General features: G+C 34.5%; 14 protein-coding genes. 8 read left to right on the top strand and 6 right to left on the bottom strand.

All coding sequences use genetic code 11. The annotated features are described in order from the left end of the window. Positions 1 to 91: 91 nt before the first annotated feature. Complete coding sequence (locus tag FF125_RS09500; protein ID WP_138949547.1) at positions 92 to 1,060, top strand: hypothetical protein; 969 nt, start codon at positions 92 to 94, stop codon at positions 1,058 to 1,060. Between the two features lie 7 nt (positions 1,061 to 1,067). Here FF125_RS09500 and FF125_RS09495 read toward each other — a convergent pair whose 3' ends face one another. From FF125_RS09495 to FF125_RS09480, 4 genes are all read right to left on the bottom strand, one after another. Then, positions 1,068 to 1,736, bottom strand: a complete 669-nt coding sequence (locus FF125_RS09495; RefSeq protein ID WP_138949546.1) for a VOC family protein — start codon at positions 1,734 to 1,736, stop codon at positions 1,068 to 1,070. 153 nt (positions 1,737 to 1,889) lie between these two features. Next, entirely contained in the window at positions 1,890 to 2,462 is a 573-nt protein-coding gene (locus FF125_RS09490) for a hypothetical protein (protein ID WP_138949545.1), read from the bottom strand. A gap of 94 nt (positions 2,463 to 2,556) precedes the next feature. Beyond that, positions 2,557 to 2,910: a hypothetical protein gene (locus tag FF125_RS09485; RefSeq protein WP_138949544.1), complete on the bottom strand. Its 354-nt coding sequence runs from the start codon at positions 2,908 to 2,910 to the stop codon at positions 2,557 to 2,559. Positions 2,911 to 2,971: 61 nt separating this feature from the next. Next, positions 2,972 to 5,059: a toxin-antitoxin system YwqK family antitoxin gene (locus FF125_RS09480; protein ID WP_138949543.1), complete on the bottom strand. Its 2,088-nt coding sequence runs from the start codon at positions 5,057 to 5,059 to the stop codon at positions 2,972 to 2,974. 428 nt (positions 5,060 to 5,487) lie between these two features. Here FF125_RS09480 and FF125_RS09475 point away from each other — a divergent pair, with 428 nt between their 5' ends. The 3 genes from FF125_RS09475 to FF125_RS09465 all read left to right on the top strand — a co-directional run bounded on the left by FF125_RS09475 (position 5,488) and on the right by FF125_RS09465 (position 9,603). Continuing rightward, positions 5,488 to 6,819, top strand: coding sequence for an MBL fold metallo-hydrolase (locus FF125_RS09475; RefSeq protein ID WP_138949542.1), 1,332 nt, complete (start codon positions 5,488 to 5,490; stop codon positions 6,817 to 6,819). A 260-nt stretch (positions 6,820 to 7,079) separates the two neighbouring features. After that, complete coding sequence (locus FF125_RS09470; protein ID WP_138949541.1) at positions 7,080 to 7,799, top strand: SOS response-associated peptidase; 720 nt, start codon at positions 7,080 to 7,082, stop codon at positions 7,797 to 7,799. Positions 7,800 to 8,079: 280 nt separating this feature from the next. Then, positions 8,080 to 9,603 (top strand): Lcl C-terminal domain-containing protein, encoded by a 1,524-nt coding sequence (locus tag FF125_RS09465; RefSeq protein WP_138949540.1) that lies wholly within the window; start codon positions 8,080 to 8,082, stop codon positions 9,601 to 9,603. 99 nt (positions 9,604 to 9,702) lie between these two features. Here the strand turns inward: FF125_RS09465 and FF125_RS09460 are convergent, their stop codons facing one another. Beyond that, the gene (locus FF125_RS09460; RefSeq protein ID WP_138949539.1) at positions 9,703 to 11,049 is read right to left on the bottom strand and encodes a serine hydrolase; all 1,347 of its coding nucleotides are present in this window, start codon (positions 11,047 to 11,049) and stop codon (positions 9,703 to 9,705) included. A gap of 450 nt (positions 11,050 to 11,499) precedes the next feature. On the opposite strand from FF125_RS09460, the gene FF125_RS09455 reads away from it, so the two are divergent. From FF125_RS09455 to FF125_RS09445, 3 genes are all read left to right on the top strand, one after another. Beyond that, a complete protein-coding gene (locus tag FF125_RS09455; RefSeq protein WP_138949538.1) occupies positions 11,500 to 11,967 on the top strand; it encodes a hypothetical protein in 468 nt (155 codons plus the stop codon). A gap of 154 nt (positions 11,968 to 12,121) precedes the next feature. Continuing rightward, positions 12,122 to 12,709: a hypothetical protein gene (locus FF125_RS09450; RefSeq protein WP_138949537.1), complete on the top strand. Its 588-nt coding sequence runs from the start codon at positions 12,122 to 12,124 to the stop codon at positions 12,707 to 12,709. Positions 12,710 to 12,713: 4 nt separating this feature from the next. Then, positions 12,714 to 13,259: a hypothetical protein gene (locus FF125_RS09445; protein WP_138949536.1), complete on the top strand. Its 546-nt coding sequence runs from the start codon at positions 12,714 to 12,716 to the stop codon at positions 13,257 to 13,259. Here FF125_RS09445 and FF125_RS09440 read toward each other — a convergent pair. Next, a complete protein-coding gene (locus tag FF125_RS09440) occupies positions 13,244 to 13,489 on the bottom strand; it encodes a hypothetical protein (protein ID WP_138949535.1) in 246 nt (81 codons plus the stop codon). The genes FF125_RS09445 and FF125_RS09440 overlap by 16 nt on opposite strands. A 28-nt stretch (positions 13,490 to 13,517) precedes the next feature. Here FF125_RS09440 and FF125_RS09435 point away from each other — a divergent pair, with 28 nt between their 5' ends. After that, positions 13,518 to 14,207 (top strand): M949_RS01915 family surface polysaccharide biosynthesis protein, encoded by a 690-nt coding sequence (locus tag FF125_RS09435; RefSeq protein WP_138949534.1) that lies wholly within the window; start codon positions 13,518 to 13,520, stop codon positions 14,205 to 14,207. The last annotated feature ends 38 nt before the right edge of the window (positions 14,208 to 14,245 follow it).

The following is a 14,245-nucleotide window of genomic DNA, read 5'->3' as shown; positions in this document are numbered from 1 at the left end:
TCATCAAATTTTAACCGTAAACAGGGGGTGTCCCCTTTTTAAAATTCTGTAATTTTACGGCTTATAAAACAGCAACCCTTTATTTACGCTTATGAATACATTTCGTTTCCTAATTGCAGTACTAATTTGTAATGGTTCTTTTGCCCAAGAATTTTCTAATTTAGAATCGACAACCCACTATAAATTCCCTGTGCTTACCCATAAAAAAGATACCTTGGTTGAAGAAAAAGTAAATTCTTTTTTACACCTTAAACATTTATTGCATTTACCTGGGCAGTTTGAAAAGACGCCTTTTACAAAAACCTTAGCCTTACCATCTAAACTCGAATTTAATAATTGGAAACAATTTGATTACAACTCCAATATTATTTTTGTGGAACTGTTTGGTTCCCAAAAGGGTAAGCCCTACAAAGACATAGAATTCTTTGATAAACGTACCGGAGATTTCTTTGAGTATGAAGATATTTATATGAATCAAAGGGATAGAGGCTATGAAGAAAAATTAACCCAACTATTAGATTCGCTAGTGGCTCTCGATAAAATAAACCCTACTTCAAACATTTCTATTCGCATTGAATTGTTACAAGAAGACATGCGAGTTAAGGTAAATGGAGTAGAAAATCTATCTGCTGATTTTCCGTATTCATCTATACGTGAAAAATTGACAGCGTATGGCAAGAACTTGCTTTTAAATGAATCAGATACCATTATACGGAGACCTGGCATATTCAATAAATTATTTAGAGATAGAGCCATTACCCAAGAAGGAACCAAATACGAACGCCAATTAAAATTTAAAATACTAGTGCTGCAACGTACTAAAAAATCGGACCCCGTTATTTATAAATGGTATGAGGGTAAAAACAATTCAGAACAATTTACAGAATCTATTATAACCAATACTACCATTACTTCAGATATTTATGCATGGGATTCCCTTGCCGATAAAAAAGTAAAAATGTTGTACAACATGTCCTTAGAAAAACAACCTGATCATTCATGGAAAGGAACCGTTCAACTGGGCTCCATGAGTTATCCAGCCCTTTTTAAAGAATATTAAAACTATTTCAACCCAACAGCTTGAATGCTTCATCCTCATACTGCATTCGGTAAGTCTTTTGGTGTTCTACAACCATAATTTCAAAGGCAGAAGCAAAGGCCTTGTCATTGGTAGGAAACCAATCTTTTACCTTGGGGTTAATGCATATAAAAAGTCCACGTTCATCACCTATGGCACAAAAACGATCAAAGCTACCATCATAAATTTGTATACCCGTTACTGCGTTTAATTGCGTATATACCTTTTCAATTGTTACTGTGGGTACACCTATTTCTGAAATCTCAAGAAATTGAGACGTGTCAAACGGTTCTGGTACAGTATTCTTTAAATTGTTCCGTGCAATGAGCTCTACAATATTTTTGTCTGGGTCATAAAAGTACATGGCCTTCGCATTCCATGCGGTAAAGTCAATAATTTCATTACTTCCCTCCTGCTCTATAACTACACGAGCCTTAAGCCATGCCAATGCTTCTACTTCTTTATGGGCAGGTATCGTAATGGCAAAATGATAGGGTTTTGCCTCAGGCTTATACACTATCGTCAAAATAGAATTCCCCATTTGTAAAGAAACATATTGGTCATTACGGGCAATACAGGTTACACCCAATACTTTTATGTAAAAGTCCGCTTGGGCTTTAAGGTTAGAGCTGTAGAGTTGCAATTCTTTTATCAGCATTGTGTATTATTATAAATAACGGTTTATATAAGATTTGTACGACTCGAAAACTGGAAGTTTCGTAGCCAGTAAATCGTTTATTGAATACCTGTTGGTTCGTTATTTAGTTTAAAAGTAAGTATAAATTTTATGAAATCTTGAATACTGTATTTTTTATTTAATTACACTTTTCAACTCATTAAAATTACATTTAATTGGGTTTAATCTCAACAGGGAGTTTAGACCGATTGTTTTCTGAGTAGGAATCTTATCATTTAATACTTCTGTTTTTAATACATAAAAAGACCATTGATTTAAATCAATTGGATTTAATGTCTCTTGATCTTTATTGTTTAGAACACAAAATATATAAAAATCACTCCATCTTTTTATATTTCCATCATATTCAACATGAAGCGGGTCTCCAACTGATTGAGCAATTCCAAATTGGATAGTTGAATACTTTTTCTGTTTCCAACTTTGAATATATGCTGCTGATTTTATTTCGATTTTAATTCCATTTTCTGTTATTAAATCATAACAGTCCCATTCAATTCGAACTCCTTCTTTTATATCGAGAGCTTTTTTTACAATAAATTCGGCTAATATTCCACGAGTTCTATTCTCAATTAGATTTGACTGATTCCAAATCCAAAAATCATTTAGTTTAAAGTTCAGTGTTTCATTATCAAACTTAAAATTTTCAGTTCCTTTTTTCCTTTCAGGAGTTATTTGTTGTAGTTCCAATATTTGTTTTTAAATATGTATGTTAAGTAAGCTAGTTTACAAAGTTAAAGGCACCTAATTTAGTAACAAACTTTACAAGAACGCCATTTTTTATTTAGTTTATTACTTCATAAGCCCCTTCAGTATCAAAAAGAAGACCTGCTTTTTCTAACTGTAAGGTATCTGATTGAGCTCTTAAAAAAGGTGTTGCTATTGGGTCTAGTCCTTTTAAAATAACGGTATCATTTTCAAATTCACTTTTCATAAAAATCAACGCTTTGGCATCAATTGTTTTTTCTAGTTTAAAATACCCTTTGTCATCGGTTTGTACAGAGAACATATTTCCGTCTTTTTCTTTTACAAAAACGTCTTTTACAGGCTTGTCTTTAAAATATACATACCCTTCGTAATATTCCGTACTACAACCTACCAATACCAATGCAATTACTGCAATCCAACTATTTTTCATTTTTATTCTTATATTAATTTTTAGTAATGTGGGTTCCCCCATTTTATATACTTACAATACCCTATTCTTCCGTTTTCATAAGTTGGGTATACTTCTTAATTTTTTGAGTACTGGCTTTTGAATTCAGCTTTACTTTTGTATAGCTCCCGTTTTGAATGGTATTCGGAAATGCCCTGTTTTCTATAATATAGTCCAACACATTTTCCTTATCGGCTTCTGAAAGTGATCTTTTCTGTTTTTCTTTACCATCACTCACCAAGTTTTCTCCATTGAATGTAAAAGTAGCATTTTCAAATTGTTTAATTTCTCTGCTAGATACATTATACGCGATAATAAAACTATTATAATCGTTTACGGTTTCCGCTTCTAGTAGGCTATTTAATTGAATGCCTTTATCAGATGGCGATTTAATGCCAATTTTTAGGGTAGACAATTTTTTGAGGTCTATTTGAAACGTTTCATTACGCTGGCTCGACCTTTCCTCTTCTTGTTGCGTTACATCTTCTAAGGTAACCCATTGCTTGTTCAATTGCAGTACAGGCTTGCTGCGAGCATTGTAATTATAATATTGAATTTGTACGGTATCTTTTAAAGTAGGATCGTTTTTACCATAGACTACAAAGTCCTGCTTTTGCTCTTCAGGAACCTGTAGTTTTAAGGTTCCATTTTTTAAATGATACGCACCATAAGTAGTTAAATCTAAACTGCCCACACTTAACGAGAAGAAAAACTGATGGGTATCTAAAAAAATAATAGAACCTGCCATTTCAAATCCCCCCATATTATATCCACCTTCAATGGTGTCAGATCCTTTAGAAAACGCTTCCATTCGTTCTTGTGCTACAGCATCAACCACTACGTTTTCTCTGACCCGTTCTCCATTTTTATACAAACGATATTCGTCATTAATCAGTACTTCACCGTCAAACGGTTTTCCGTCTTTATAGGTGGCCTGAGCAAGTACTTCACCATCATAATCAAATACGGCATAGGCTCCGTCTTTTTTTCCTGCTTTGGCATGGTAATACCCCATGGTGATGTCTCTGGCTGTATTATAGAATTTTTGCTGGCCTTCCTCCTTTCCGTCTTTTAGATTTAAAATGATGGGTATTTTAGACCAACCTGTAAATTGTCGTTGTACTACAAAAGAACCATTTTGTTTAACGCCTTCTATATATACCCCTTCTGCAATTTTCTTTTCTTTATTCCATACGGTTTCGGTTCCATTTTTAGTCCCGTTTGTATAGATTGTGACGTAGGTAAGATAATTTTCAGTAGTCTCGAAAGTACCTTCGTACGGTTCATGCATTTTATAGGTACCACTATAGCGTACGTTTCCGTCGGTATCAAACCTGGTATAGGGTCCATTAAAGTCACCATTTTTTATCGTTGTAATAGATTTTATTCCTTTTACGTAGCCACAATCGTCTCCTTCAAAAAATACAATTTCGGCACCTTCTATAATTTCTTCACCATCACAGGTATTTTCTTGAAGAATACCTCCTTTTTTGTCATAATAAATTTGTGTGTTTTCTGCGTAACAGCCTTTATCGGGGCAAACACGTTCATAGGCCAATAGGGTCGTATTTTCATAATACAATTGCTCGCCTATTTTTGCCCCTTCTTTATACTGAATAAAACAGTCACTGATACCTTCTTCAGGGCGGCCATTTTTAAACTGTAATTCGGTTCGTAATTTTCCATCTTTAGTATACGATTTGGAAGATTGCTGTTCGTCCTCTATCATTTCAAGCTCTTTTTTTATGGCACCGTTTTCATAATAGGTGATTTCTGGTCCGTTTTGTTTTCTATTTTTATAGTTTACCTCTGTCTTTTTATGACCGTTGGCATAATACCAAATTACGGTACCATCATAAAAATAACCATCGGAACCAAAAAATGCGGTTTCTGTAGTATCCAGCTTTTTTTGCCACGCTTCAAATTGCAAGGTGCCATCAATATAATAGTCTTTAAACAACGTTCTATCGCCGTCTTGCTCCATAGGTAGCGGGCGGTAGAAATGGGCATTCGGTTTTGTGGTTTTGTCCCAATCCTGATCGTAATAAATAGTATCTTTTTGAGCGTTCATAGTCGTTTGATATAACATCGTTATTAAGAAAAGACAAACGGTACTGAATTTTATAGGCATAATTAAGTTTTAATGCAATGGGTGCCTCCTTTTTTGGCGACAGCACAGTACAAATTTAGTGATTAACTGCTGAGTAAAAACACGGTAAATGGGGGTTTTTACCATGTATGGGATGGAACCCTACATAGCCAACACGTTGGCGTTATGGATAAGGATGTCGTTTAAGCCAGCATCGTAAAAATAACGAGACGAAAAGGATTGTTTTTAGGACCTAAATTAGTGGTAATTTTAAAATAAAGACGTACCTTTAAGAGTCTTAACAAACAACTTAAAAATGCATTACTTGTAAGGGATTATCCTTAAAGAATATGCAATATAACGTTTAAAGAATTGCCTATTTCTAGGGTAATAATCCGTTGGTGGATTCAGAATTTCCTTAGCTCCGTGTAATTTTTTCAACTATTGATAGCTTTAAAATGTAAACCATCATGAAAATAAAACAATTTGAATACAAACCTTTATCGCATTTCTCTTATGCCGTAGTAAGCGATGGTGAAATGGCAATTGTTGACCCAGAACGTGACCCTATGCAATATTATGCGTTTGCATATGAAAACAATGCTAAAATTATAGCCGTTATTGAAACGCATCCGCATGCCGATTTTGTGAGTTCGCATTTACAAATCCACAAAGAAACAGGTGCTAACATTTACAATAGTAAAAAATTAGGGGCCGACTATCCTCACATCTCTTTTGATGATGGCATTCGTATAAAAATAGGAAAAGCAACCCTAACCGCGATGAATACTCCGGGACATTCGCCCGATAGTATAACTATTGTGGCTGAAAATGGAGATAAAAAAGTATTGTTTACTGGCGATACCCTGTTCATTGGTGATGTTGGCCGACCAGATTTAAGAGAAAAAGCGGGTAACATGACCGCGAAACGTAAAGAATTGGCGGAAGCCATGTACGAAACCATGCTCCATAAATTTACGAACCTACCCAATGATACGTTGGTCTATCCCGCCCACGGTGCCGGTTCACTTTGTGGAAAAAATTTAAGTGATGCCGCCAGTAGTACATTAGGGAATGAACGGATGGGAAATTGGGCATTTAAAGAACAAACCAAGGAACAGTTTGTAGCTACACTATTGGAAAGTCAACCGTTTATACCTTCCTATTTTGGCTATAATGTGATGCTGAATAAAAGAGGTGCTAAAAACCTTCGTAAATCCATTGCCAAAGTGTCTTTTAAATTGAATACTACAGCCAAAGGGCTCCTTGTGGATGCAAGGGCAGTTACTGAATTTAAAAAAGGACATTTAAAAGGGAGTCTGAATATTGAAGCTACCTCTGAAGATTCTAAATTTGAAACCTGGTTAGGAGCCATTATCGCACCTAAGGAAAAGTTCAGTTTGGTCATTGAAAAACCACAAGACCTCGAAATGATCTTGCACCGTGTGGCAAAAATTGGTTACGAAAAGCAATTGAAAAAAGTAATAACCCTGCCTAAAGAAAATTTAATAGCAGATAAACCCTTAAACCTTCAAGATTTTAAAGCACATCCTGATCAGTATACCATTGTTGATATCCGTAATATAAGCGAGATTAACGAAGGCTCGTTTTTTGAAAACGCACTGCCACTTCCGTTAAATGAATTGCGTAAAACGGCTAAAACCATTCCCACAGATAAACCCATTGTGGTGCATTGTGCTGGTGGCTATCGGAGTGCCGCAGGTGCCAGTATTGTAGAGAAAGTATTAAAAGACGTGCGTGTGTACGATTTAAGTGAACATGTAAAGGAGTTTAATAGCTAAGAGGAGCTAAAGACAACCTTTGGTGAAAAATTAGGTAACGTGTATGACTTGTTATCTGAAGTAAGTTACTGTGCGTATCTCTATGTATATGGTTGTTGAGGGATTTAATGGCCTTTAAATGATTGACAGCAGATGCGTAGGGTATTTACTTCTGGATTGCCAACCATAAGGCAATTTGCTATGTATTACAGGAATATTTCCGCTTTAGAGAACTATGGCTAATTATTAAAAAATGTTTATTTTTAACTCAAATAAATATCATGTGTTATTCAACGGCATTGCGGAAAAAACGAGAAGAAATTGAGCAACGTTTGCTCAGTATGATTCCCGCCAATTTTAAAATCCCTGCTGAGTACAAACACTACTTTCATTTAAACGGCTTTTCGCATGGTAACTTGTATATTATTAAGATGGAATCGCCCACATTAATAACTCCCGCTCAGTGGGGATTAGTCCCAGATTGGGCACATAACGATCCCGCAGCATTTTATAAAAAAAGCAACACCTTAAATGCCAAGAGCGAAACGCTATTTGAAAGAAATTCTTATAAAAAAAGTGCACAACATAAACGCTGTTTAATTCTAGCAGATGGCTTTTTTGAGCCGCATCATGAAAATGGTGTAGTCATACCCAATTTTTGTTATCAACCGTCAGAAGCGTATCCCGAAGGTGATCTGTTTCTATTTGCAGGGTTGTATAACGAAATAGATGCTCAAACCAATACGGCAACTATAATTACCATGCCTGCTAATCCCTTTTTTACTAAAGTACATAACAAGCAAAAAAGAATGCCACTGGTTTTAGATGATGCTAATCTTGAAGATTGGCTAGATGAGGGAATGAATGCACCAAGCCTGAACGAAATCATGGCCAACGGTTTTACCACCAAAGAATTTAAAGCCTACCCTGTAAGTAGAAATCTCTACAAAAAGAATATGGATACCAACCAAGCGTATATTGTGGAGCAGAGTGTGGAGTAACGCATTTAATCAGGTCTTTTATAATACGCTTTTGTTTATAGATTCTAACATTTCCAACCTTTTATAGGTAAGCTTTATCACGTGAATACTATGTCTTCAATAGTATTGCTTCACCTACTTTACAGTGTTCATAAATACACAAACACAGCGTTATTATTTTTAATCGTCCTTAAAATAGGCCTAAGTATACATAGAAATAACCCGTATGTAGATTTCCCTTTTCCTTGAGAGCAAGGCAGCGTATTTTTACGTGTAAATAAATACCTTTAAATATTCGGTTATGAAAATAGTACAGCAATTAAAATCATTGAAGTCAATTTTATTTTTTACTTCTTTATGTACCACTTTACTTATAATCAGTTGTAAAAGTGAATTGGCCACTAGTTCAGATCTAACCTATCCTATTGTAGACACCAATCAAGGGTTTAGTTATGATAATTACAATCAAATTGATGGGCCCAAAGAAGGGGAAGCCTTTTACGGACAAGATGCACAATATACGGGTATTAAACCAAGCTACACCGATACTGGTGATGGCGTTATTACAGACAATGTAACAGGTCTGGTTTGGACACAGAATTTATCTACAATGGCGATGCCTTGGTCTGAGGCTTCATCGTATTGTGATACCCTTACCACAGGTGGTTACAACGATTGGCGTTTGCCCACCGTTAAAGAATTATGGTCTATTAGAGATTTTTCACAAGGTTGGCCTTGGCTAGACACAGACTATTTTCACCTTGTTGGTGATGGTTCAGAACAACGTCAACATCATTCATGGACTAGCAATCGGTATCTTGTAAAAAGTGACTATCAGAACCAACAATTAGAAGGAGAGCCGTCGTTTATTGTTAACGATTGGACGGGTCATATTAAAGCCATGAGCGGTAACCGATTTGTACGAGCCGTGCGTGGTAATAAAAACTATGGTATCAATAATTTTGTTGACAATAATGATGAAACAATTACCGATAAAGCCACAGGGTTAATGTGGTCTAAAAATGACAATGGAGAGGCTATAAATTGGGAAGCTGCTTTGGCCTATGCCGAAAATGCTACCGTCGCTGACTATGAGGATTGGCGTTTACCAAATATCAAAGAATTGCAAAGCATTGCCGATTATTCCGGTGTTTTTCCTGCAATGGATACGACCATGTTTAATCTCACAACACTAAAAGATGTAAAGGGTCAAACCGATTATCCTTTTTATTGGTCAAGTACTAACAATCCTTACATTGATGCCCTACATCATGATGCCAATGCAACTGATACAATAGAACCGGGATACTCCTATGCTTGGATGCTTGCTGCGGGTTATTGTGCAGATATGGAGGGTAATGATTTGCATGGTGCTGGAGCGGTTGTATTCGATACAAAATCAGAAGAGGTTTCTGACGGCTCAGGTATTGAAGTCTTTTATCATCATGTACGACTTGTTCGTGGTGGCAATGTAACAAAAACACCTGCAGGAGATGCTACTACCGTAAAAAACAATCGTGTGGTTTCCTTTCCTGACGGAATTACAAACGTTGGAGGAAGACCTGGACAAGGTGAACATCCAAGACAAGGTGATGGACCAGAACAAAGAGATGGAGCCGAACAAGGTCGAGGACCCAATTTTACACCTGGAGCAGCATATCTTAAAACCATCGGTATCACTGTTACATCTGAAAAATTGGCCACCATAATTGCTGGTCCACCAGCACCCTCAGCTTCTAAAGTTGTAACCAATTTTGCAAAGAATGATATTGTTATTACGGAAGCACAGGCACAAGCCTTACTAAATACGCTTAACTTGCGTTAATAGTATTAAAAAACACTACTTAAAAAGGCTCTTCAGATTACGTTAATAGCCTTTTTTTAGTCGTAATTTATAGGGTCTAAAATAGCCGTTGCTACCTCATTACTTCTCCCTTACACCTTCAAAACGATCTGGCCCCATTGCTAATACAATTTCTGTGGTTGGTCCGTCGTTTTTAAATTCCACCTTTGCGGGAAAGTCCTTGACACGAAATGTGTTTTTTGTGGTGGCAAAGAGTTCATTGGCAGGTTGTCCATCAACTTCTACAAAAAGTCGCAAGCCGGTACGCGTTATTTCTGCCTTAAAACCTTCTTTCATTACGTACATACCCACATACGATTCCAATAGATCTTCGGTTAGTTCTACTTTTCGGTCGTCATAAACAACAGAGGCCACATCAAATGCTATAGTATTTGTATTGATAGTTTCTATAGCACTCACATTAGAGAATACCAAAATTAGCAGGTCATCTTCTGGAAAATATAGATCAGAAGTAGCATACCCAAAAATAAACCCATTGTGAAAAACAGATAACTTATCAAATTTTTCGTCCGTATAAAATCCATATCCATAATTGGAAAGTGCCTTGTCAAGTACCGTATATGGTGACCATGCTTTGTATAATAATGCTTTTGACACCACGTTAAAATTGACCAATCCACGATACCATTTTGCTAAATCTTGAGCCGTACTATGAATACCACCAGCCCCTTTTAATTGACTATACGAATGCGGTCTGTGTTGCACAAAGGCACTGTTTTTAATTTCGTAACCGATCGGTTTATTCGCAATTTTTTGACCGTCTGTTGGATAAAAAGTAGCCGCCATCTCTAAAGGTTCAAAAATATGTTGTTTGATATAGTCTTCATATGAAAGTCCTGAAACTTTTTCAATAATATACCCAAGCAAAATATAATTCATATTCACATAGGCATGTTTTTCATCAGGTTTAAAATCGAGCGAATCTTGTTTAAAATAATTGATAACATCTAAACTGTTTTGAAAACTTTTATTAGCCTCTTGCTCTGCCCATGCCAACGTTGTGTGTCTTTTTATACCTGAGGTATGGGTCAATAAATTTTCTATGGTAATCACGCTATTTCCAGTTGGAAACTCAGGAAGGTACTTTTTAATAGCATCACCCAGCTTAAGTTTTCCCGTTTCTGCCAATTGCAAAATACTCATGGCAGTAAATTCTTTACTTACACTTGCTATGTTATAGACCGAATTGATTTTTAACGGTATTTTCAAGTCCAAATCTGCATTTCCAAATGCTTTATGATACAACACGTCCGACTTAGATTTAACGAATAGCTCTACGCCTGGTTTGTTTTTTAAAGACAGGAGTTCCAAAATACTGTCAATTTTTTGCTCGAGTTGTTGTGCTTGAAGAATGTTGTGTGAAGAGAATAACAAAAGTATTAAAAGAACGATATACTGTTTTTTCATGGTGGAAGGTTTTTTATAAGGGCAACCAACATTGACATCAGTTTAGATGGTAACTCCCTTATAGTGATCCGTTCAGGGGATCAATTCATTTGTGCGTTACGTATTACTTTAAAAGTAAATACGTTAGGAGATCAGAATCGTTTAACAAGTTACGTTATTTTATAAACTTGCAAAAGGGGAAAAATCCCCTTTTTTATTCGTGTATTTCTTTTGGTATCTAAGCATACACAGTAGGCCTTAAAATGGGAATCTAGAACCCCAAAACACAAGGTGTTTTTATGGCTTTTGCTTTCCTGCTCTTACCAAGATAAATTTTCGACGTTTAAATGGCCAATTAGCGTAAAAATAAACGAGAAACTACACCTCCATTTATTTCCTATCTTTGTGATACACGGAATTTATGTAATGGTGCATATACAACTGTGTTGTAGTACATAAAAAACTAAAATCATGAAAATCGCAATTATCTTTTGTTTCTTTTTGACGTTAACTGTAAATGTTTATAGTCAAAATGATTCTATTCTAAAGTACACTTTCAACGAAGAAAATGTTGTTGCCAGTGCCATTGATGGCTCTTGGAAATCTGAAAAAACAGGAAATAGTTTTATTTGTATAAAAGACACTACAGTACTTAAATTAATTCCAAAAAAATACTATAAATATTTTACTGATAAAATCATATATCATGCAGGATTCCTTGTATTTGAGAAGCAAACCAAAAAATTACCTTTCATTTTGATTGAAAATAGTGGCAATCCTCATCTTGTATATTTTAGAGAAAAAAACAATGTCCCTCTTGGAGATGCAGAATCGTTTAATTTGTTTATTGCTAAAGGAGAAACAAGAAATGAAGACAAACTATATATTGGAGGTGATTCTAATAATCAATCGTTTCAAGAATTTTTAAGAACAGAATAATATATTAAGAAAGAAATTACTTTAACAATGGCTATTCGTATTACTTGGTCTCGGAATTCTATGCAGTAATTATTAACTAAATTAGTTCTTTAAAATCGCTACAAAACTTATTATAAACCGTTAGAACAATTAAAAATAAACACAAAACACCACTATGGAAACTATTTTCTTGAATAAAGGTTTACGTTATATGATTGCCATAGTCATTTTGCCTTTTGTGTTCTATTCTTTTGAAAATAAAAGCAAACAGGCCAATCAATCAACTTTAAAATTTGAAGAATTAAATCGAAAAATAGAATCCATTGGTAAAAATGTTGAAAACTTAGAATACAAAATTGTTTTGAAAGAGTTTAATTTATTCTTAGATCTTCATCTGGAGACCGAGTCAACTACCTTAACCGTAAAAGATAAAGATATTCTTACAGATTTCAATTTTACCTACGATACTGATTTAGAGTCAGCATTAGAAGAAATAAAGATTTTAAAATCATCACCTGGGAACGATATAATAGTGATCCTTCCAACAACTACCGAAGAGTTCTTGACTTTTCAATTGATACTATTTGAATCACGACAGAATATATTTAAAGAAGGACTATTTGAGATTAACACTCACGAAATTAACAACATAAGAAAGTTTTATTTAGAGAATAAAGTTGAACTAATGCAATTCGACGACAGTTTTGAAATTACTTTAGGACATTTTAAATACAAAGGGAAATTCACTGAATACACGAAATAATAAAATGAGTGACCATTATATATCAATAGTTTCAGAAAAAACTAATCCGACAGATGCTCAAGAATTGGCGAAAAGAATTTTTAGCTATTTAACTGAAAAAAAAATTATTCAGAAAGAACTCTCAGATTGTGTTTTAGGTTCGACGGGACATAGACCTGCAGAAAATTTCGGTGCTATTCTTGAAAAACAAAACGAAGGATTTTGGGACTTAAAAACAAATGGAGTTGAAATAATAACAGAACGAACAGTATTTGAAAATGGTGGAAATGGACTCGAGCAAGTTAAATGCCCAAATTGTGGACAAAATCAAATTGAAGAGAATTGGGAAAATTCATTAGACCATTGGTATACTAAATCAGATTCTGATTTAGTAAAATGTTCTAATTGTTCCTCTAAAAATTCTATAACTAAATTCGATTTTAAGCCAAATTGGGGATTTGGGAATTTCGGTCTTATTTTTTGGAATTGGGGTAAATTCAAAAGTCATTTTTTTACCGATTTAGAAAAGGTCATCGGAACGGAATTGAAAGTTGTTTACGGCAAACTCTGATGGAAAAGCCAGTTGCTAAAAACATCTATAAGTAATGCCGATTTTGGTATTAAACGCCAAGGTCCATGTATATTTATAAGGTCCGAAAAATCGTTGGGATTTTGTTTTCCTGCTCTTACGAAAATAAATTTTCTAAGTTTTAAATAGCCAACTAGCGTATAAATAAACGATAAGCCATAAGTAACTTTATTTTCTATCTTTGTGAGATGCGTATATATGTAATGGTGCATATATAACTGTGTTGATAACCCTAAAAAAATGAATAGAACCTTAATACTATTATTCCTTTTAATTTATAACTTCTCGATCGGACAAACATCTAATGTTACAAATAAACAATTATCTAAACAGGAAATTGAATCTACGTTTACAGAGAATATTAGAAAGCAATTAAAAATAGATAATTCAATTTACAGAATATACGAGTATAATGACAAAATTGGAAAACACTTTGTTATAATGACTCAAAATAAAATTGACTGCGAACAACGCAAAGAATGTTTTGATTCAATAAAAGTTTTTTGTTATTTATTTCAAAATAAAACTTATAAAATGGAATGGAAATTAAAAGATTTCATTGTTCCTAATTCATACGAATATTCAATTTCCCATTGGACGAAATATTTTAGTTTAGATGACTATGACAAAGATGGTATTGCTGACCCAATAATTATTTATGGAACTTTTGGAATGAATGATACCGGAGATGGAAGAATAAAAATAGTAATATATTATAAAGGCAATAAAAGAGTGATAAGACATCAGAATGGAATACTTGATGATGAGAGACACACGCAAGTAGATAAAGAATTTTACAAATTGCCAATTGAAATTCAATCCAATGTAAAGACAATAATGAAAAACATAAATATAAATGGTCACGGAATTTTCCCGTCCGGTTGGGAAAAGGCTATGAAAAATAAAGAATTGAAAATTATTGAAAATTAAAAACGGTTACCAACTCCATATATCATTTATTGCTAGTT

The sequence above is a fragment of the Aureibaculum algae genome (assembly GCF_006065315.1).
Classification (GTDB): domain Bacteria; phylum Bacteroidota; class Bacteroidia; order Flavobacteriales; family Flavobacteriaceae; genus Aureibaculum; species Aureibaculum algae.
Note: the sequence above shows the minus strand (reverse complement) of the source record. Positions and strands in the feature narration are given on the sequence as shown.